The 19,446-nt window shown below is 69.3% G+C and carries 21 protein-coding genes; 8 read left to right on the top strand and 13 right to left on the bottom strand.

Going from position 1 to position 19,446, the window contains the following annotated elements; translation table 11 throughout:
• Window positions 1–6: 6 nt before the first annotated feature.
• From ASD48_RS29780 to ASD48_RS29760, 5 genes are all read right to left on the bottom strand, one after another.
• Window positions 7–753, bottom strand: coding sequence for an FkbM family methyltransferase (locus tag ASD48_RS29780; protein WP_057604836.1), 747 nt, complete (start codon window positions 751–753; stop codon window positions 7–9).
• A 19-nt stretch (window positions 754–772) separates the two neighbouring features.
• Window positions 773–1,024, bottom strand: coding sequence for a phosphopantetheine-binding protein (locus tag ASD48_RS44480; RefSeq protein ID WP_020129798.1), 252 nt, complete (start codon window positions 1,022–1,024; stop codon window positions 773–775).
• A gap of 94 nt (window positions 1,025–1,118) precedes the next feature.
• Window positions 1,119–2,279, bottom strand: coding sequence for an aromatic ring-hydroxylating dioxygenase subunit alpha (locus ASD48_RS29770; RefSeq protein WP_079074047.1), 1,161 nt, complete (start codon window positions 2,277–2,279; stop codon window positions 1,119–1,121).
• A complete protein-coding gene (locus ASD48_RS29765; RefSeq protein WP_057604835.1) occupies window positions 2,267–3,118 on the bottom strand; it encodes a hypothetical protein in 852 nt (283 codons plus the stop codon). The genes ASD48_RS29770 and ASD48_RS29765 overlap by 13 nt, the downstream gene beginning before the upstream one ends.
• Window positions 3,119–3,126: 8 nt before the next feature.
• Window positions 3,127–4,173, bottom strand: coding sequence for a 3-dehydroquinate synthase family protein (locus ASD48_RS29760; protein WP_057604834.1), 1,047 nt, complete (start codon window positions 4,171–4,173; stop codon window positions 3,127–3,129).
• A 351-nt stretch (window positions 4,174–4,524) separates the two neighbouring features.
• Here ASD48_RS29760 and ASD48_RS29755 point away from each other — a divergent pair, with 351 nt between their 5' ends.
• On the top strand, window positions 4,525–5,586 hold the full coding sequence (locus ASD48_RS29755) for a radical SAM protein (RefSeq protein ID WP_057604833.1): 1,062 nt from the start codon (window positions 4,525–4,527) through the stop codon (window positions 5,584–5,586).
• Here the strand turns inward: ASD48_RS29755 and ASD48_RS29750 are convergent.
• From ASD48_RS29750 to ASD48_RS29735, 4 genes are read right to left on the bottom strand one after another with little or no spacing between them, the layout of a single operon-like run.
• A complete protein-coding gene (locus tag ASD48_RS29750; RefSeq protein WP_057604832.1) occupies window positions 5,568–6,515 on the bottom strand; it encodes a Gfo/Idh/MocA family oxidoreductase in 948 nt (315 codons plus the stop codon). The genes ASD48_RS29755 and ASD48_RS29750 overlap by 19 nt on opposite strands.
• On the bottom strand, window positions 6,512–8,254 hold the full coding sequence (locus tag ASD48_RS29745; RefSeq protein ID WP_057604831.1) for a radical SAM protein: 1,743 nt from the start codon (window positions 8,252–8,254) through the stop codon (window positions 6,512–6,514). The genes ASD48_RS29750 and ASD48_RS29745 overlap by 4 nt, the downstream gene beginning before the upstream one ends.
• Before the next feature lie 56 nt (window positions 8,255–8,310).
• On the bottom strand, window positions 8,311–9,057 hold the full coding sequence (locus ASD48_RS29740) for a 4'-phosphopantetheinyl transferase superfamily protein (RefSeq protein WP_057604830.1): 747 nt from the start codon (window positions 9,055–9,057) through the stop codon (window positions 8,311–8,313).
• Window positions 9,054–9,698 carry a hypothetical protein gene (locus ASD48_RS29735; RefSeq protein WP_157880728.1) on the bottom strand — a complete coding sequence of 215 codons (645 nt, stop codon included), beginning with the start codon at window positions 9,696–9,698 and terminating at the stop codon, window positions 9,054–9,056. The genes ASD48_RS29740 and ASD48_RS29735 overlap by 4 nt, the downstream gene beginning before the upstream one ends.
• 119 nt (window positions 9,699–9,817) lie before the next feature.
• On the opposite strand from ASD48_RS29735, the gene ASD48_RS29730 reads away from it, so the two are divergent.
• Entirely contained in the window at window positions 9,818–10,894 is a 1,077-nt protein-coding gene (locus ASD48_RS29730) for a PIG-L family deacetylase (RefSeq protein WP_157880727.1), read from the top strand.
• 13 nt (window positions 10,895–10,907) lie between these two features.
• Window positions 10,908–11,603, top strand: coding sequence for an alpha/beta hydrolase (locus tag ASD48_RS29725; RefSeq protein WP_057604827.1), 696 nt, complete (start codon window positions 10,908–10,910; stop codon window positions 11,601–11,603).
• 10 nt (window positions 11,604–11,613) lie between these two features.
• Here the strand turns inward: ASD48_RS29725 and ASD48_RS29720 are convergent, their stop codons facing one another.
• Entirely contained in the window at window positions 11,614–12,015 is a 402-nt protein-coding gene (locus tag ASD48_RS29720) for an S-adenosylmethionine decarboxylase (RefSeq protein WP_242432767.1), read from the bottom strand.
• Window positions 12,016–12,232: 217 nt separating this feature from the next.
• Here ASD48_RS29720 and ASD48_RS29715 point away from each other — a divergent pair, with 217 nt between their 5' ends.
• Window positions 12,233–13,279, top strand: coding sequence for a BtrH N-terminal domain-containing protein (locus ASD48_RS29715; RefSeq protein WP_057604825.1), 1,047 nt, complete (start codon window positions 12,233–12,235; stop codon window positions 13,277–13,279).
• A gap of 241 nt (window positions 13,280–13,520) precedes the next feature.
• Here ASD48_RS29715 and ASD48_RS29710 read toward each other — a convergent pair whose 3' ends face one another.
• On the bottom strand, window positions 13,521–14,723 hold the full coding sequence (locus tag ASD48_RS29710; protein ID WP_057604824.1) for a bis-aminopropyl spermidine synthase family protein: 1,203 nt from the start codon (window positions 14,721–14,723) through the stop codon (window positions 13,521–13,523).
• Window positions 14,720–14,995: an acyl carrier protein gene (locus tag ASD48_RS42600; RefSeq protein ID WP_157880726.1), complete on the bottom strand. Its 276-nt coding sequence runs from the start codon at window positions 14,993–14,995 to the stop codon at window positions 14,720–14,722. Before ASD48_RS42600 ends, ASD48_RS29710 begins: the two co-directional genes overlap by 4 nt.
• A gap of 149 nt (window positions 14,996–15,144) precedes the next feature.
• Here ASD48_RS42600 and ASD48_RS29705 point away from each other — a divergent pair, with 149 nt between their 5' ends.
• The 4 genes from ASD48_RS29705 (at window position 15,145) to ASD48_RS29690 (ending at window position 17,044) form a co-directional block, all read left to right on the top strand.
• A complete protein-coding gene (locus ASD48_RS29705; protein WP_057604823.1) occupies window positions 15,145–15,396 on the top strand; it encodes an acyl carrier protein in 252 nt (83 codons plus the stop codon).
• 451 nt (window positions 15,397–15,847) lie between these two features.
• The gene (locus ASD48_RS29700; protein ID WP_057604822.1) at window positions 15,848–16,186 is read left to right on the top strand and encodes a nuclear transport factor 2 family protein; all 339 of its coding nucleotides are present in this window, start codon (window positions 15,848–15,850) and stop codon (window positions 16,184–16,186) included.
• 145 nt (window positions 16,187–16,331) lie between these two features.
• The gene (locus ASD48_RS29695) at window positions 16,332–16,823 is read left to right on the top strand and encodes a DUF2975 domain-containing protein (RefSeq protein WP_057604821.1); all 492 of its coding nucleotides are present in this window, start codon (window positions 16,332–16,334) and stop codon (window positions 16,821–16,823) included.
• Window positions 16,823–17,044, top strand: coding sequence for a helix-turn-helix transcriptional regulator (locus tag ASD48_RS29690; RefSeq protein WP_057604820.1), 222 nt, complete (start codon window positions 16,823–16,825; stop codon window positions 17,042–17,044). Before ASD48_RS29695 ends, ASD48_RS29690 begins: the two co-directional genes overlap by 1 nt.
• A gap of 307 nt (window positions 17,045–17,351) precedes the next feature.
• Here the strand turns inward: ASD48_RS29690 and ASD48_RS29685 are convergent, their stop codons facing one another.
• A complete protein-coding gene (locus tag ASD48_RS29685) occupies window positions 17,352–19,271 on the bottom strand; it encodes an ABC transporter ATP-binding protein (protein ID WP_057604819.1) in 1,920 nt (639 codons plus the stop codon).
• Window positions 19,272–19,446: the final 175 nt, after the last annotated feature.

Genomic DNA, 19,446 nt, shown 5'->3' with positions numbered 1-19,446 from the left:
CTTGTGTCACGGCCGCACGGCGTGGATCAGGTGGTTCAGCGTGTCCTCCCCGTCCGCCATCGGCGGTTTCAGAACGCTGGGCTCCAGGCCCATCTCCCGCAGATACAGACAGAGTTCGGCGACCCGGCCGTGCACGTCCTGGACGTCGATGAAGACGTTGCGCAGCAGGGGGCGCAGTTCCGCGTCGACACCCCGCAGGATCTCCAGTTCGGAGCCCACGGCGTCGATCTTCAAGAGATCGACGGGTCGGTCGGTGCCGATGTGACTCGAGAGCCGTTCGACGGTGACGGTCGTCTCGCGTCCCTGGAACATCCGCTCCACGACCCGCGGCGGAAAACTCTTTCCCAGCAGTTCTCTCAGCTGGCCCTGGTCCTGCGGGTACAGCGTCGAACTGCTGGGGAGCAGCGGGTAGTAGCGGAAGGAAACTCCGGCCGCCTCCTCGCTCCCCAGGGCCGTCTCGTGCACGGACACGTCGTGGAGGCCGAACTCCGCCACGTTGGCGTGCAGGGCCGCCACGAGTTCGGGCAGCGGTTCGAAGGCCACGATGCGCGCCTTGGGCCGCCGCTGCTTCACGAAGAGCGTGAAGAGCCCGATGTTCGCGCCGACGTCGATGACGAACGGCTCGTCGGGAAGGGAAACACCGGCGTACGTTCCGCCTTCGAACATCTCGCGGTACAGAAAGCGCGCGTCCAGCGCGCTGACGGCGTGCACGGAGAATCCCTCAGCGACTTCCGTCAGCTTGGGGGGTGTCATGGGGCGGGGCTCCCGCTGCTCAGCCGAGACGTTCGACGACGTAGTCGGCCAGCCGGTCCTCGGACGTGAGCGTGTCCTCGGTGAGGTCCTCGTCCTCGAACGTCACACCGAAGCGCTCCTCGAGGAGAAGCAGGAACTCCAGCGCGTCCAACGAGGTGAATCCATAGGCTTCGAGGAAGTTGCTGCTGTTCTCGTTCACCGTGCGACCACTGGAGGCGGCAAACTCCTTGGCGATTTGGTGGATCTCCTGGAGCACTTCGTCGCGGTTCACAGACAGCCTTTCATTCGTTCGGACGAGTGACAATCTATCCGGTGGGCCAGAGGCTGTCCATGCTGACTTAGCCTCAAAAAAGCTCTGTCGGAGCCTAGTTGGTCCCTGCAAGCAGACGGTCCAGCCAGCGATGGTGATGCTGCAAGGCCAACTCGTTCCGTCCGAAGACAAAGTGCGTATTGGCTCCGGAGGACAAAGCTGCCTGTACGTCAAATCCGGTGCGATAGTCCTCGTCCGCCACCCCTCTTTCGACGAGTTCGCTGAACTCCGCCGTGTAGCGCCGGTCCTCCTCGGTGACAGGGGGCACGCGCGTCAGGATGGTCTGCACGGTGCTGCTCCGGTCCACGCCCGGGCCGGGCATGATCTGGGAGACGACTCCGTGCCCTTCCCAGGTGCCGGCGATCGACACATTGGGGAAGACGGTGTAGACGGTGCCGCAGTGCGGAGCGGGGTCCCAGTCCTCGACCGGGATGTCCCGCAGCGTCCGGAGCGACTTGACCGGGTACAGGATCCGCTGGTGCGGCCCGAAGGAGTCCACCACCATCAGGTTGGAGGTGGACGTCGGGGCGAACGTGGTGCGGTGCAGCGCCTGGATGTGGTAGCTCTCCAGATAGCCGTCGAAGGCGACCTTCCAGCCGGGGCCGTCGAGTTCGCGCTGCTCGTAGACGTGCCACTTGTCGAGTTCCAGCCGCTCCAGCTCGCGCGCGTAGTCCCCGAGCCAGGCGTCCAGGTCGATCGTGGCGCCCGGGGTGAGGCACACCCATACGAAGCCGAGGCGCTCCACGACGGGCAGGGGGCGCAGCCCCAGTTCGGCGGTGTCGACGTCCCCGAAGGTGGCCGGCTTGTGCACGGCGACGAGGCCGCCCCGGTCGTCGTACACCCAGGCGTGGTAGGGACAGCGGAAGCGGTGCCGGGTGCCGGTTCCGGCCGGGCACAGCTGGGCTCCGCGGTGGCGGCAGACGTTGAGGAACGCCCGTACGACGCCGTCCTGTCCACGGGTGAGCAGGACCGGGGTGCCCAGCGCGTCGAGAGCCTTGTAGGAGCCGGCGCCCGGGAGTTCGACGGAGAGCGCGAGCGCCAGCGGGACCCGTTTGAAGACGACGTCGACCTCGCGCCGCCAGCGGTCGGGGTCGAGGTATTCCGTGACGGGGACCCGCAGCACGTCCTCGGCCTGGTCCGTCGTGCCGGCCTCCAGGTGCGCCAGGGCCCGCTGCGCGAGGGCCACGGCCTGGGCATGGTCGATCACGGCTTCCACCTCCCGTTTCCTTCCGGTGCGTGCAGTGCGAAGAACTCCTCGTACAGGAGCACCTGACTGTCGAGCATGTGGCGGCCGTACACGACGGGGCGTCCGCTCTCCCGGGCGGCCTTGAGCAGGGCGGTCTCGGCCGGCTTCATGATGATGTCGGCGACCGCACAGGTACGCGGCAGGCGGGCGAGGTCGAAGGGCAGCGGGTCGCCGGGGCGCATACCCAGCGGGGTCGCGTTCACCGCGATGTCGGCGCCGTCGCCGTCGAAGTCGCCCTCCGCGCCCACCGTGACGCGGCCCGGCCAGCGTGCGTCCAGCCGGGCCAGTACGTCCTCCCGGCGGACGGGGTCGGGGTCGTACAGCCGCATCCGGGCGATGCCGGCGGTGAGCAGCGCCGCGGCGACGGCCCGTCCGGCGCCTCCGGCCCCGGCCAGGGCGACGGTCGCGCCCGCGGGGTCCTGGCCGTTGTCGCGCAGCCCGTGGACGAAGCCGGCGCCGTCGAAGTTCTCGGCGAGCCAGGTCCCGTCGGGGTTCCTGCGCAGGGCGTTGGCGCTGCCGGCCACTTCCGCGGCCGGGCCCAGCAGGTCGGCGTACCGGCACACCTCGATCTTGTGCGGCACGGTGACGAGGATCCCGTCGAGGTTGCGCATCCGGCGCAGTCCCCGCATCACCTCCGCGAGGCCGTCGGGGCCGACATGCACGGGGACCAGCACGGCGTCCCGCGCGGTACGGGCGAACAGGTCGTTCAGCAGGCCGGGGGCGCGCACCTGGGCCACCGGGTCTCCCAGGACCACGTAGAGGCGGGTCGTGCCCGAGATGGCGCTCGGGCCGGGCGGGGCGTCGGGCATGGCGCTCCTCAGGCCGAGGTGGGGGCGGGGCCCGAGGGCAGGTCCGCCAGGACGGAGGAGACCAGGTGCTCGTCGATCCCGGGCACCAGCTCGACCCCCCGGGGGCCGTCCAGGACGAACGTCAGTCCGGCGTCGGCGTCCTGCCCCTTCTTGTCGCGCCGCATCAGCTCCACCAGGGTCGGAACGGACACGCCGGACGGCAGCCAGGTGGGCAGTCCGAAGCTCTCCACCATCTCCTGGTGCTCGGCCACCCTGGTCCGGTCGACGCGGCCCAGCCGGCCCGCGAGCAGCCCGGCGAACACGGTGCCGACCGCGACCGCCTCGCCGTGTCGCCAGGCGTAGTCGGTGGCACGCTCGATGGCGTGCCCGAGGGTGTGGCCGTAGTTGAGGATGTGGCGCGGACCGCGGTCGCGTTCGTCGCGGGCGACGACCGACGCCTTGAGCTTCACGCTCGCCACGATCTGCTCGGTCAGGTCGAGTCCGCGCAGGTCGCCGGCGCCGATGAACGCGCAGCGGGCTATCTCCCCGTATCCGCTGAGCAGTTCGCGTCGGGGCAGGGTGTGCAGGAAGTCCGTGTCGCACAGCACCGCGCTGGGCTGCCAGTAGGCACCGATCAGGTTCTTGCCCTCGGGCAGGTTGACCGCGGTCTTGCCGCCGACGCTCGCGTCGACCTGGGCGAGCAGCGTGGTCGGCAGGTGCACGACCTTGATGCCACGGTGGTAGAGGGCGGCGGCCAGGCCGACGGTGTCCGTCGTCGTGCCGCCACCACAGGCGATCACGGCGTCGGACCGTGTCAGCCCCGCCCCGACGAAGGCGCGGCAGTACGACTCCACCGACGCGAGCGTCTTGTGCCGCTCGCCGTCGGCCACCGGCACGACCGTGAACGGCACACCGGGATTGGGGAGTTCTCTCTCCGGCAGGGCACTCACCATGGCGACGCGGCCGACGCCCAGTTCCCGCAGGACGGCCGGCAGCAGCCGACGAGCGCCGGATCCGACGTGGACGGCGTAGTCGTGGTCTTTCAGCGTGACGTCGATACGGCGGATTGCGCTCATGCCTTCAGTGCCCCCGTGGCTGTCCGGCCTTCACCGACGGCATGCTAACCAACGGTGCCGATCAAGGTCCACCCCCAGACCGGAAGACCGCCGCTTCCCCACATGTACAGAGTGTTTCCCGCTCATGGAGCCCCAACCGGAACCCAACTGGGTGCTATGGATACCTGGTTGACGAACAGTTAGGGTTGACCGGTCGAGCGACCTGGCCGTAAATCCCAAGCCGACCGCAAAACGGGGACTTTCATGCGCCTTAAGGAAAAGTTTCGTGCCGCACTCACCGCCTCGGCGGCAGAAGGCGGTCGACTCCCCTTCCTGATGAACGACATGGTCATCGAGGAACAACTCTGCCAAATGCGTTGTTCCTACTGCCTCACCGAGGAGTACAACCTCCTCATGAACGTGCCGGACGCACGGCTGCGGCTCACCACCGATCGCCGTCAGGACTGGCACGAGATACTGGACATGTACCACGAGCACGTGGACGCGCCCATTCTGCGGCTCTCCGGTGGTGAGTTCTTCTGGCTGAAGGGGTCCACCGAGTTCGTCCAGGAGGCCAGCCGCCGCTACGAGACCGTCCAGGTCATCACCAACGGTGTGTTCCTCAACGAACGGCGCATCGAGGCCCTCGCCGCGATGGGCAACGTCCAGCTGAACATCTCCCTGGACGGACACACGCTGGAGCTGAACCGGCACCGCCTGCCCCCGAAGCAGGCGAAGCTGCACGACGTCATCATGCGCAGTCTCCACGCGGCGGCCGAGGCCGGGCTGCGCATCGACATCCAGTCGGTGCTCACCGACGCCAACTACGCGGGTCAGCTGGAGTTCGCCCGGTACCTGCGCGACGAGGTCGCGGGGAGCACCACGCTGTACTTCTTCCCCGTGCGCGGCGACACCGCCGAGCGGATGGGCCCGCCGCCCGGCGACCACCTGATGCCGCTGGTGGAGCGCTACGACGAGTTCGCGGACGTCCTGCCGCCGCGCGCCTACGTCGAGCACATGGCCGAACAGCTCAAGACGAACGTGCGCACCCTCGGCTGCTTCGTCACGGCGACCATGGCCCAGCTCTTCGGCCAGGGCGATGTCTCCGCATGCCCGCACGCCTGGGTCAAACCGATGGGCAACCTGGCACAGGACCGCAAGCTGCTGCTCGACCAGTACGGCTCGCACCAGCACTACGACCTGTTCATGCACGACCGGCCGCGGTTCAGCTTCTGCAAGACCTGCGCCACGCCGTCCGACGTCATCAACCTGTTCTTCCTGGACCGGATCACGGAAGAAGAGATCGGCGCGACGCACCTGTACTCGGGGGAGCGCTCACGCGCCCGGCTGCGGGAGCTGAAGGAGACGTTCCGGCCGGTCATATCCGACGCCCCCGCAACCGGACAGGACGTCACTCAGAGCGTCAGTTCCTGATCGCACTCGGCGCCGGCGTACAGCGCCACGATGAGTTCCTGCACCTCCAGCGCCTGCGCCGGGGCCACCATGCGGCCCCGGGCCCGGCCCGCCACCGTATCGAGGAAGCCGCGGATCGCCGCCAGCTCGGGCCGGCGGTCCTCGGCCGTGACCGTGCCCGCGGCGCTGCGCACCTCGCCGCGTCGCAGGTCCAGCACGGTGCTCTCGCCACTGGCGGCGGTGGCCTCCAGGGTGAGGCCCATGACCCGGCTGCGGCGATCGATGCGCAGCTTCGCAGGACCTGCCGGGAACTCCAGGTCGGCGACCACCCGCTCCTCCACACCTGCCGCGTCGACCCGGCAGGAGACCGGCCGGGGCCGGCCGAAGACGGTGATCAGCAGGTCCAGGGCGTGCGCGCCGAGGTCGACCAGTGCCCCGCCGCCGGCCCGCGCCGCGTCGCCGTACCAGTTCGTCACCGGCCGCCAGAGCCGCTGGCCGGCGGTGGTGAAGGTCAAGGTGATCTCACACGGACCCTCGGGCAACGCCTTCAGGAACGCCGGCACCAGCTCGTGGAAGCGGTAGGGCAGATTGACCGCGAGCCGGTCGGCGCCGGCCGCGCGGGCCAGGTGGCGTGCCTCGGTCACGTCGGCGGCCAGCGGCTTTTCGCACAGGACGTGTGCCCCGGCCGCGAGGGCCGCGAGCACGGGCTCGGTGTGGGCGTCGTTGGGGGTGCACACCGCCACCACGTCCGGCCTGCCGACCGTGAGGAACTCCTCCAGGCTGGTCGTGACGAGGACGCCGTCGGCGGCCGCGCCGAGGACCGAGCGAGCACTGTCGGCGTCGGTGTCGCAGGCGGCGACGAGCGTGTAGTCCTCGTGGTCGGTGACGACGGGCAGGTGATAGCGCTGGAAGACGCGACCACAGCCGACCACTCCGTAGCGCAGGGTCATCGGCCCACTCCCGCCGCGACGAGGGCCTCGGCGCCGCAGACGCGCTCCACCCGCTCGCCGAACTCCTCGAAGGACTCGCCGAGGTGCTCGGCGTCGTAGTCGGCCACCAGGTCCCGCAGATCGGCGGTGAGCCGGGTGGCGAGGTCGGGCGGGTCGGTCTCGGCGAGGACGAGCCCGTAGTTCATGAAGGCGAGGAACAGCTCCGGCAGCCCGTTGCGCCAGGCCCGCAGGCGACTGAGGAAGGCGCGCGGATTGTGCTCCGTCCCCCGTAGCCGGCGGGCGCCCAGGGCGATCTTCTGGGCGATGAACGGCAGGACGTTCTCCTTGCGGTCGCTGATCTCCTCGCCTACCTCGCTCCACGCGCTCCACAAGGCCTCGACCCGGGGGTCCGGCACCCGGTAGTCACGGCGGGCGGTGCGCAGGATCTCGTAGGCGTCGCCCTCCAGGCCTTCGATGTCGGCCAGCGGCAGCGGCTCCTCGATCTTGTCGTACATCTCGGTGCCGCGCAGGGCGATGGCGCGGTTGATGAGGAAGAACGGGTTGTCCGCCTCGTGGATCCGAGCGGCCACGATGAACTCGAGGTTCTCCCAGAGTTCGTCGATGGTGGTCTTCGGCTCGATCATGATCCAGCCCGGGTCGAGGCCGAGGCCCTTGCGCTTGAACATGCGGGCCGCGTCCAGGTTGTAGGCCACCGTGGTGCCCTTCTTGAACCGCCGCAGCATGCCGGGAGACCCGGACTCGATGCCCAGCAGCGCGGACGAGAGCCCCGCCCGGTGCAGCAGGTCGAGAGCCTCGTGGTCGATCAGCCCGGAGTCGACCCGGAACTCACAGTGGAACTGGAACTTCAGGCCACGACTGAGGACGGTCTCGGCGAACTCGACGGCGTGCGCGAAGCCGTCGCCGAACGCCCCACCGAAGTTGTCGTCGTTGAACCAGATGAAACGGGTCCCGAACTCCCTCTGCAGGTACTCGATCTCGTCGACGACGTCACCGGGCGGTCGCATCCGCCAGAAGCCGTCCACCACTCCGGGCTGGCGAGGCGCGTAGCAGAAGGTGCACTTGGCGTGGCAGCCTCGGCTGGTGAACGTGGAGGCCACGGGCGTCGCGATGCCGGCCGCCTTGTGGTACTGAAGCACGTCACGGGCCGGCCAGACGAGGTTGCCGAGGTCCGGCAGCACGGGCATGCCGCTGCTGCGCACCCGGTCGCCGTCGCGGTAGAACAGCCCGGGCGTCTCCCGCCAGTCGGTCCCGGCGGTCAACCGGTCCATGATCCCCACGACCGTCAGCTCACCCTCGCCGAAGGTGACGCAGTCGGCCTCGGGTACCTGCTCGGCGATGAGTTTCGCGTTGTACGTGCAGAAGGCGCCGCCGATGGCGATGAAGACGTCCGGGTCGGCGGTCCGCGCGCACCTGATGAGCCGGATGGCATCGATGATGTGCAGGTCGTACATGATGCTGATGCCGATGAAACGGGGGCGCTCACGGCGGATGAGCTCGATGATGGCGTCATCGCTGGGCGTACGGCCGTGCAGATTAAGCGATGTGACGGAGTGTCCGGCATTGCGCAGATATCCGGTGATGCAGGCCAGGCCCAGATTCTCCCGGACCTTCTCGTAGAAAATCCGTAGTGCCGGGTCGAGTTGGACGTACTCCTCGTCGGTGACGGTCACGTTCTGGTTGTTCAGGCTGAGTGCACCCGTGGCTATCTCACGCGGGGTCAACAGCACGACGTCCGACATCTGACCCTAACCCTTCCCCGTGGTCCGTAAAAGAAGTCGATGCAGAATAAACGGAGTTAACGCCACGCCCGGAGCATCGCCGACGTGTCGTGCGGTACGAGTGTCACTTCGGTTGTTCCCGTCACCGAGACCGACGCGGGATGCGTCGTGTCAACCACCGTATCCGCCATGCGCACTTCTTGACGGGCATCCATCCCTTCAGGCCAACTCAGCACGGCCGGTGGCAGCTTGGGATCCGACACCTCCAGTCGGCGCAGCGGAACACGCAGGCCGACGCCGATCGCTTTCAGCACGGACTCCTTGCGCGTCCAGTAGCGCAGAAAGGCCGCCGGCCGGTCGGCCGCCGGGCGTGCGTGCAGAGCCGCCAGTTCCGTCTCGCCGAGGACGCGGGGGGCCACCTTCTCCACATCGGCGCCGGCGCCGTCCTCGACGTCGAGGCCGACGTCCGCGCCACGGCAGACGGCGAACCCGATCACGTCCCCGCTGTGCGAGACGGAGAAGCGGACGTCCGCGTGGACGCTCCCGGTCGGTACGTCGAGCGTGACCTTGCCGTGCGGCCCGCCGCAGCGCGGACACACGCGCCGCAGGGGCACGTCGGCGGGCCGCAGGCCCAGCAGTTCGCCGAGCACCACCCGGCTGACCGCACAGCCCGCGAGGAACCGGCTTCTGTTGCCGGGGTCGGCCGTGGCCTCGTAGCGGCCGCGTTCCACGGGGTCGAGCAGTCCCACCAGGTCCGGGTGGGCGTCGGCCAGGCGGGCCCACCACACCTGCACCGGGCGCGGAGGCAGGACCGCCGCTGTCACGCGCCGGCCTTCAGCCGCACTTCCCCGACCAGCCGGAACCCCATGTGCGGCACCTTCAGGATCTGTGCGCCCGAGCCGACCTCCCGGAAACGGGCCCGCAGCGACTCGATGACGTCGCGCGGGTCCTCGCCGGTCAGCCGCAGCAGGTCGGGCCGGGGGACGATGACGGCCCGGCGGTCGGCGAGCGCGCGGAGCGCCTTGGCCTCGGCGTCCGACAACCGCACGGACGCGGACGGCGTGGTGAGCGCGCCGGACTCGTCCAGGTCGAGGATCTGGGCGGACGCGGGGGCGGCTACGTCCCGGAGGTAGGTCAGGAAGGACACGAGGCGTTCCACGCCGAGCGGCGCGGCCATGACGAAGCCCGCGCCCGAACGGAGCGCCGTCAGCGTGCCTTTGGCGGTCGGCGCCGACTGTACGAGGACCGCGTAGGCGCCTTCGCGGGTTGTCTCGCGCAGTTCGAGCGGAGCCGAGCCGTCCGCCTCGGCGGCCACGAAGGCGACGAGAAGGTCGTCGGCGACGTGCGCGGCCAACTCCCGCCGGTCCTGCGCCGCCGGTTCCCTCAGCGGCAGCCCCGTGCGCTCACAGGCCTCTCGCAGACGGGTGGCTTCCGGCGCAGCAAGTCCCCGGGTGAGTACGTACATGCTGTTCGAGCCTCTCGTCGCGTACGGATCACGGAGTGGATCACAGGCCTGTCGCGTGCCCTAACTCTCTTTCTCCTTCCCATAGTTCCATGATCGACCCTTGGTCTACACTCCTGCGCATGCCAGAGCGCCCCTCCCCCGCCCCCTTGGTCCGGCGCACGACGCACACACTCCAGGCGGACGACCGGCCGATTCGGCTGCCGCACACCGAGTTCGACGGTGCCGGGGTACGGTTCCTCGGCGAACCGGTCGATCCGGCGCTCTTCCCCTCGTCGGCCGCGGAGCTGTGGCACGCATGCGACGGCACCCGCCCGTACCGTTCCTGGCCTTCCCAGGAACGGGAGTTGATCGCGGGCTGGCATACGGCGGGTCTGGTGGTCGCCGCTCCGCGGCCCCGCCCGCAGCCGGCACGCTCCCTGACCGTCCTGTCTCCCCACCCGGACGACGCCCAACTCGCCCTGGGCGCACTGCTCGCCCGGTTCGGCGGCCGGGTGGTGGACGTGTTCTCGCACGAGACGTGGACGCGCCGCCCCCACTACCGGAGCCGCCCCGCGCTCGCCTCGCGCCTGCTGCTGGCAGAGGAGCACGTGGCGTGCGGGGTGCTGGGCGCGGAGCTGACCGTGCTCGGTCACACGGATGCCGCCGACCGCGCCGCCTGGCGGGACGGCTACTTCCTCGGGCCGCAGGCCGTGGACGCGGCGCGGGCGACGGAGCCGGAGCTGTTCGAGCGCGTCACCGCCGACCTGGCCGCCGAGGTGACGGGCGGTGGCCCGGTGCTCGTACCGCTGGCCGTGGGCGGGCATGTCGACCACGTCCTGACCCGGCAGGCAGCACTGCAGCTGATCGCCCGCAAGTGGCTGGAGCCCGAACGGGTCGCGTTCTACGAGGACATGCCGTACTCGCTGTTCGCCGACGCCACGGCCGAGGCCGGACGCCTCGCGGTCGGCCCCGAGCGGGGCACGCCGGCCCCGGTACTGATCCCGGCGTCGGAGGCGGCGGTACGCACCAAGCAGGAGGCGCTGTGGCCCTACCGGCTCCAGGTGCTGGAGGCGGTCTCGAAGCGGATCGTGCGGCACGGCCGGCAGCTCGGCACGCCGGGGTGGGCGGAGCGCCTGTGGGTGCTGCCGGAATCCGCCCACGCATTTGGTGAGTTGGCGGCCGAGGCGGCGGAGGAAGCCTCCGCCGCGGCCGGGTGAGGGCAGGCGCGGCATGCGACTGCACACACGGGAGTGGGGCAGCGGCGACCGCGTCGCTGTCCTCGTCCACGGACTGATGGCCGACCACCGCACCTGGCACGAACTGGTTCCGGTCCTGACCGGCCGGGGCTATCGCGTCCTCGCCGTGGACCTGCGCGGTCACGGCGGCAGCGGCCGGGGCGTGTACGCGCCGCACCTGTTCGCACAGGACCTGCTGGAGACACTGCCCCGCGGCCCGGAGCTGGCGCTGGGCCATTCGCTCGGCGCCCTGGCCCTGGCTCTCGCCGTGGCGGAACTGGAGCCGGAGCGTGCCGTCTACTCGGAGCCCGCCTGGCGGCTCGGCGGCCCGGACGGCACCCTCGACCCGGCCGTCTTCACCCTCTTCAAGCGTGCCCCTCGGCTGCTGATCAGGAGTCTGCGCCCGCAGTGGGGAGAGCGGGAGATCGCGGCCGAGCTGGCGGCGCTGGACGCCTGGGACGAGAGGTCGGCGCTCGCCCTCTCCGCGTACCGTGCCGCCGACCACACTCCGCGGAAGCCGGTCGTCCGCTCCCTCGTCCAGGCGGCGGAGCCGAGCACGCTGGTGAGCGGGGAGATGCGGGCGGAGCTGACACGGCGGGGGTTCGAGGTGCGGACCGTGCCCGACGCCACGCACGCGATCCACCGGGACAGCTTCGAGGCGTTCCTCACGTCGCTGTCGGGGTGGCTGTGACGGGTGCGGGTCAGTGCACCGCGCGCAGCATGCGCGTCACGTTGATCCTCGTGGGCGAGAGACCCAACTCCACGCTCTGCATCATCCGTTCGCCGTTCAGGCGGCCGTACGCGAGCAGGTCGATGTTGGCGAGGCTGAATTCCGGCCAGGTGTGGATGCTCAGGTGCGAGGCGGAGAGAAGGAGGATGGCGGTGACGGCGCCGTTCGGGAAGATGTGCGAGGACTCGCCGAGTACCGTGGCGTTCCCCTTCTCGGCGGCCGTACGAAGGACCTTGAGGAGGCGCTGTTCGTCGGTCAGGATGCTGTGGTCGCTCACCCATACGTCGACGGCGTACGAGCACAGATCGTCGACGTTTATTTCCTCGGTGGCGGGACTGCTGGAGTTGGTCATGGGGAACCGGAGGCCGCTCAACGCTCGCCCCCGTCTCCTTTCAGATAGGTATGTGCTGGTCTGACGGCCGAAGTGGAAGGTCGGCGAGGCCGGTTCACCGACGGCCCGGCGGGGCGCAGCGTAGCATCCGGCGCGTTCTAGGGCTCGCGGGCACCCTGCGTCAAGGGGATCACGGGAGGTCGCGTCGGATTGGCCGGAAAGCTGCGGACGGCGATGTTCAACGAAGGAGCGGAGTTTCTTGGAGCGGCAGGGCGCATCGGACCGGGATTTCCTGGCACTTGACTGCATTTCGGCGACCTTCGGCATCACGGCGGCCTGGCTCGGTCACGATCCGAGCGTTCTGGGAGAGCACTGGGGATACCACCGCAGGACGGACGCCGTCGACTCCGAATGGCCCGTTGAACAGATCGGGATCCACCGTCGGACGCCCGAGGAGATCCTGAGCGAATGGTACGGACTCACCGCCGACCACATTCATCACGCCGACTCGCGACGAGCCGAGGAATACATTCGGGCCCAGCTGTCGGACGGGAACCCGGTGATCGCCTGGGTGGACACCTTCCACGTCCCCCACAGCTCGTTCCACGGACAGCAGCACCATTCACACCGGGTAGTGATCCGTCCCGGGGACGGAGACGGCACCGACAAGGCGGGCGTGCTGAGGATCGTCGACCGCTATCAGGGGTCCCTCTTCGACGGCTTCATGGAGAGCGGCACGCTGTTCACCGCCATGTCCTCGGACGCGCTCGGAGAAGCCCGCAGGGGCGACCCCGATTGGCGGAACCGCACGGTGGTCGTGAAAGCCGGACCGCCCGGAGCCGGGAAAGCACACCAGGCTGCACAGAAGGAGTCACACAAGGAGAGGCAAGAGGAGCGGTTCCGCTCCACCGTCGCAGGGAACGCGCACTTTTCCGCCGGCGCTGATCTGGCGACCGCGTGCGCCGACGAACTGCGCGCCACCCCGGAGGCCTTCGCCTCGCTCAGTCCCGTGGGAACGATCGAGGTCAGCGCCTGGTTCGGCGAGCTGGCGAGCCAGCGCGCCCTGAACGCGCGCTTCCTGCGGGCCGCCGCCGAGACCTGTGCACTCCCGCCGCTGATCGATCGGGCCGCCGACGCGGAAGCCCTCTCCCGGCGCTGGGAAATGACGCGGAACTATTTCTTCCTGCGCTTCCGCAAGGGATCCGTGGCAGTACAGCGCATCGCGGATCTCATCACCGAGACGGTGACCCTGGAAAAGGAGTGGAACGAGCGGCTGCGGGAATCCCTGGCCGAGCAGGTTCGGTAATCCACCGACCCTGCGTCGATGGGTCCCGATTCGCTCGGTCCGCCCGGAGCCGCATAGTGACAGACGCGGGTCCGCCCGGGGCCGCGTGGTGACAGGCGCGGGTCCGCCCGGGGCCGCGTGGTGACAAGCGCATCTCGCCACCGTTTGGCGGTCCACCGCGGATTCGGGTCCACCGCGGATTCGACCCCACCCGGTGACCGGCTTCGGCAGGGAGTGAGTCCCTCCGGGTCGCTCGTCACGCTCACCGGCTTCGTGGCGCTGCCTCTCGGGATCCCGAGACCGGCTCTCGGCCGCCGCCCGCGGTCGGCACCGCGCTCTGCAGGAACCCGAGGTAGCGGCTCGCCAGCCGTCTGCTCGCCGGGCCGGTCTCGACACGGGCGAGCGAGATGGGCCTGAGCTGCGCGTGCGGAAATCCGGGTTGGTAGAGCAACAGGTCGGCACCGGCAGGCCGCCGGGCGAGCAGTCGCCGCAGCTGTGCCCCGAGCTCTGTCGGGGAGGCGGCGTGTCGCGCCGCGCCCAGGGTGGCCTCGCCCAGGTCCGCCAGGACAGAGTCCTCCAACAGCCCGTCGTCGCCGGGCAGGAGAGCGGTGACGGTGCAGTCGAGCCGGTCGAACATCCGCAGCACCTCCCGCTGCGCCGGCTCCCCGCCCTGGCCGGAACCGCCGCCGGCCCGGTACACGTCGAGATCAAAACTGACATAGCCGACTGCACCCGCTCCCGACACGGTAGAGACGGCGGTCGCCACGAACAGGAAGAGACCACCGGGATCCTTCAGCCCGCTCACGAAGAACGTGTCCACGCCGGGGAGTTCCGGCCGGTCCCGCCGTACGTCGACGACGTGCGTGGTGAGGGCCAGAGCAAGGCGGTCCGCCTCGTCCCCGATCGACCTGAGCACCCGCTCGTCGGTGTCCGCGACATGCACGTGCCGTACGCCGTCCACCAGGCCGATGGCCACGCCGAACATCTCGTCGTCTCCGAGCTGCAGCACCGTCCGGCCGTCGAGGTCGTCGTAGTAGTCCATGACCGCGAGCCGTCGCCGCAGCGAGGCGAAGGTGTCGAAGCTCTGGTGCAGCTCCGGGTCCGGTGCGTAGGTGCGCCGGGTCAGGACCTCGGCCAGGACATCCCAGTCGACGAGTCCGTCGGCGAGCGTGAGGTCGACCAACCCCGGCGCACCGTCGTCGCGGGCGGTCGGGGTCCCGGTGGTGGGCCGCACCGTGCCGTCGGGGTCGACGCGTGCCGCTCCGTCCCGGCACAGCCGTGAGAGCACCCACAGCCCGGAGTTGACCGTCATCGGGCCACGGACGAGGTCGTCGAGGCGTCCGCCGCCCCGCGCGCGCCGGACGACCTGGGCCACCGCGCGCACCGTGGCCCGCGGGTCGCGCACCTCGTCCGGCCCCGCATTCCGTAGGACCCGGGACCAGGCGGCGTGCTGCTCCGTGCTCACCCTCCGTCCCCGGCTTCCGCCTGCCGCGAGGCGACATAGGCGACGATTTTCTCCAGGGTGGAAAAGCGGTCGACGACGAGATCCTCATCGGGAATGGAGATCAAGAACCGCTCCTCCAACCGGTTCAGGAACTCCAGTAGCTGCAGGGATCCCAAAGTGAGGGAAAGTAAATGCGCATCGGGCGCGATCCGTTCCGGATCGAATGTGTCGTCGACCGATTTCAGAAGTGTGGATACGTCATAGAATAATTCATTCCCCTGATGACTTGTCACACCGGAATACCTGCTCGGGGAAATCATTGGCCAAACATGAACAGATTGTTTCAGAAAACGGCTCCCCTCCTTGATCGCGTACGGACTACCCTGGCCGGTACGGGGGCACAGTCGCCGCCCGCAGGCCCCACAGCATCGAGGAGCAGCCCGTGAACGACCTTTCCTACAGCGACTTCGAATCCGTGCTGCGGCAGTCACTGCCCTTCCTCGACGAGAAGACACCCGTCGACGCTCACGCGAGTCTGACGGAACTGGGCCTGGATTCGCTGACGTTGCTGGGCCTGGTGGCGGAGCTGGAGGACAGGTTCTCGGTGGAACTGCCGGACGAGATGCTGGTCATGGAGACCTTCGAGACACCGTCGACCCTGTGGGGCAGTCTGTCGAAGCTCCCCCGCACCTGAGCGTGCCCACGGCGAACCCGTCATCCCCCAGGGGCGGTTGCCGTCCTTGGGCCGATCGCCCCCCCTGGACCGGTTGCCGCCCCTGGACCGGCCTCGCGGCCACCGGCCGGCCGGAGTCAAGTCGAACAGCTGTCGTTGATCCCACGCGTCTGTCCCGCGGCGGGACTCCGGTGGAGACGGGTTCGCGGACCGCCCGCGCTCGTGCCTCCTCCGGGACATCGTCCCGCCGAAAGCGCCTCTCACCCGGTCGGCGCACTTATCCCGGCAGGCCGTCACCGACATCGGCGGGCGGCCTGAACCTCGTGACCTGAAGGTCGGGGGCACCGGCGGGGCGGTCGGGGGCGGCGGCCTGGGCCGGGACCGGTTTCTGCGCCGATGTCGCCACCGCAGGGACGCGAAACGCGGATATACGGTGGCGAAACAGGGCCAGCCCTCCGACCGAGGAGACCGCATGACCAACAGTCCGGCAGCCGTCGTCGAAGCGGCGTTTCGGCACTACAGGTCGCAGGACCGCGACGCCGCCTTCGCTCTCTACGCCGACGGGTTCTCGTTCACCAGCCCGCAGGACGATCACATCGACAAGGCGGCGTTCTTCGAGCGGTGTTTCCCCACGGCCGATCGGATGACGGAGCAGCGCCTGCTCCACGTCGTCCCCGCGGACGAGGAGCTGGTCTTCGTCCATTACGAGTACGTGATCACGACGGGCGACAGGCACCGCAACATGGAGGCGATCACTGTCCGCGACGGCCTCATCCAGGAGGTGCAGGTCTTCTTCGGCGGGAAGGTGTGACGGGATCCGCGGCCGACAGGGGGAGCGACCGTCATCCCGGACGCGGGGCTCACGCCGATCCGCGCCACCCATCCTCCACCCCAACCCTTGCTTGGCCTATCGATTCTCGATAGATTCCCATCGCGATTCGATGGAAGGGTGGATCATGGGAAAGCTGGCCGTGCGTGCGCTGCGCGCCGTACTCCTGGTGGTGCTCGTCGGCACCGTGTTCGTACAGGCGTTGATGGTGTGGACCTTGGTCAGCGGGAACGATCCGGAGGACGGGTCGCTCCCACTGACCGCGCTGCGTGTGATCACGATCCTGGGCATGGTGTCGGCCCAGGTCGCCCTGGTCTGCGTATGGCGGCTGGTGACCATGGTGCGACGCGGAACCGTGTTCTCCCACGCCGCCTTCCGGTACGTGGACGGCGTGATCGGCGCGATCGTGGCGGCTGCCCTCGTGTGGTTCGCGGTCACGGCCGTCAATGCCCCGGGCCAGCGGGACGACCCGGGCGTCACCGTCATCATGGGCGGGGTCGGCCTGGCCATCCTGGGCGTCGCGCTCATCGTGCTCGTGCTGCGGATGCTGCTCGCCCAGGCCGTCGCACGTGACGTCGAAGCGGCGCAGATGCAGGCCGAGTTGGACGAGGTGATCTGATGCCGATCGCCGTCGACATCGACGTGATGCTGGCCAGGCGGAAGATGTCCGTGGGCGAACTCGCGGACCGCGTAGGGATCACTCCCGCCAATCTGGCGGTACTCAAGAACGGCCGGGCCAAGGCGGTGCGCTTCGCGACACTGGCCGCGCTCTGCGAGGTGCTCGAATGCCAGCCGGGCGACCTGCTGCGCTGGGAGGCCGCGGACGCCGCAGCCGACTGACGCACCCTTCCCAGGGGCGGGAGCGGCCGGAAGGGCGGGGCGGCGCCTCCCGGAGGAGGCTGGGGCCACCCCACCCAGACTGGTGCCGGTTGGGCCGTACGCGGCTGCCGCGTACGGGTCCCCCCTCGCCACCGCAGCGCAGAAGCTCGCCGCCAGCAGTGACCGCGTAGCGCCCGGGGGCGACGCGATCGACGCAACCTTCCCCCGACCCCTCCTGCCGTCCCTGGCACTTCACGGTTGGGCGCGTCGCGACAGACGTATCAGCGTCAGGGCACCGGCGGGTGAGGATGTTCCGTGAGCGGATCGGTCACGTGGAACCGGTGCTCGTACGAGTGTGCGACGACGTCCTGCGGTCCTCGTCCGGCGTCGGGTCTGCCGGTCCGGGCAGCCCGCCGGAACCGGCTCCTGCGATCGCGCATCCGGGGACCGACTCGGTGCTCTCTCCGAGGAAGCCGCCCGACTGGTGCTGCCACAGCTTGGCGTAGGCACCGTTCGATGTGAGCAGCTCCTCGTGAGTGCCCTGCTCGACGACGCTTCCGCGGTCGAGGACGACGAGCCGGTCCATGCCGGCGACGGTACTCAGACGGTGGGCGACCACGAGGGCCGTACGTCCGTCCATCAACCGCCACAGTGCGTCCTGGACGAGGAGTTCGCTCTCCGAGTCCAGCGCGCTGGTGGCCTCGTCGAGCAGCAGGATCGGGGCGTCGCGCAGGATGGCCCTCGCGAGGGCGACGCGCTGACGCTGACCGCCCGAGAGTTTCACTCCCCGCTCCCCCACCAGAGTGCCGAAGCCGTCGGGGAGTTGGTCGACGAACTCCGTGACGTGCGCGGCCGCCGCCGCCGCGTGGATCTCCTCGTCGGTGGCGCCGGGCCGGGCGAAAGCGATGTTGTCCCGCAGGCTGCGGTGGAACATGGCGGGTTCCTGCGGGACGTAGGCGATGAGTGAGCGCAGATCGCTCTGGCGCAACCCGCTGATGTCCTGACCACCGATCAGGATGCGTCCGCCGTCGATGTCCGACATGCGCAACAGAAGCCGGGTGAGTGTGGTCTTGCCTCCGCCGGACCTGCCGACCAGACCGATCCGTGCGCCTGCGGGCACGTCGAGGTCGAGTGCCCGGAAAATCGGCTTCGCGCCCGCGTGGGCGAAGGTCACCGTCTCGAAGCGGATGCCCGTGTCGCGCGGCGCGAGCGGTTCGGGTTCCGTCGCGTCGAGCACGGTGGGCGGATCCAGCAGCAGCTCCGTGAACTGCGCGGCCTCGGTCATCGAGCTTTCCAGACGCCGATAGATCTGGTTGAACTCGAACATGATCTGGGTGGCGTTGGAGTAGTAGGTGAAAGCGACGACGACCTCCTCCACTCCCTGGCCCGGGCCCCCGAAGGCGATCGCGACCAACAGGCCCAGCACGTTGGTCAGTACGGACATGGGGGCGATCAGGGTGTCGACGCGCAGGTTGCCGTAGTCCCACGACCGCAGCGTCAGGCGCCGGGAATCCGCGACACGGCTGCGGTGCTCGTCGGCCTCCCGCCGCTCCGCGGCGAACGCCCGGATGGTCTCCATGTTCATGAGGCTGTCGGCGACGTGACCTGAGACCCGGGCGAACGCCGCCTCACGGTCGTTGACGAGCCTCTGCCGACGACGGATCAGGGGGGTCGCCGCGAGCACCGTCAGCGCGATCATCACAAGAAGGCCCGCGACGAGCATCGGTTCATAGCTCCACAGCACCACGGCACCGAAGACCAGGGGGACGAGACTGCCCACGATCCGGTACGTCACCGTGTCCACGAAGTCCTCGAAGCGCTTGCCGAAGCTCAGCACCCGTTTGGTCAGCGAACCGGCGAAGTTGTCATGGAAGAATGCCGCGTCCTTGGCGAGAAGTTCCTCCATACCGCTGACGTACAGGTGTTCCATGCCGAGGGCGTCCACGCGGTTCAGGCAGTGCTGCCCCACCCGCCACACGGCCTCGGCGAGCAGCAGCGTCACACCGAATCCCACTACGTACGGCAGTGCCGAGCCGAGGGTGAGACCGTCGTCGTCGGCGGCCTGGCCTGCCAGTTTGGCGATCAGCAGGGGCGCGACGTAGCGGGTGCCGATGTTGCCCACGGCGGGCAGCAGCAGCGCCGGCAGGGCCAGCCGTCGTAGTCGCAGCAGTTCCCGGCCGTAGCGGCGCAGTGCCAGAACGACCGCGCTCCTGCCCGGCGTCGACCCTTGCGTGTCTGTGGTCCCCATCACACTCCCGGTGGTTCGGAAGTCGGAAGTGTCCCGTTCGGTGAGGTCCTCAGTCCAGGCATTTACCGCGGACCGGCGAGAACCGGACACCTCCGCGCTCAGCGTGCGCAGCGGACGTGACCTCGCCACGGTCGGTGCAGCCGCCGCTCGTTCCCACAGCTGGAGCTGCATGTGC

Source organism: Streptomyces sp. Root1310 (genome assembly GCF_001426425.1).
In the GTDB taxonomy this organism is placed as follows: Bacteria; Actinomycetota; Actinomycetes; order Streptomycetales; family Streptomycetaceae; genus Streptomyces.
The sequence above is the reverse complement of the archived record's forward strand: the minus strand, read 5'-3'. Positions and strand labels throughout refer to the sequence as shown.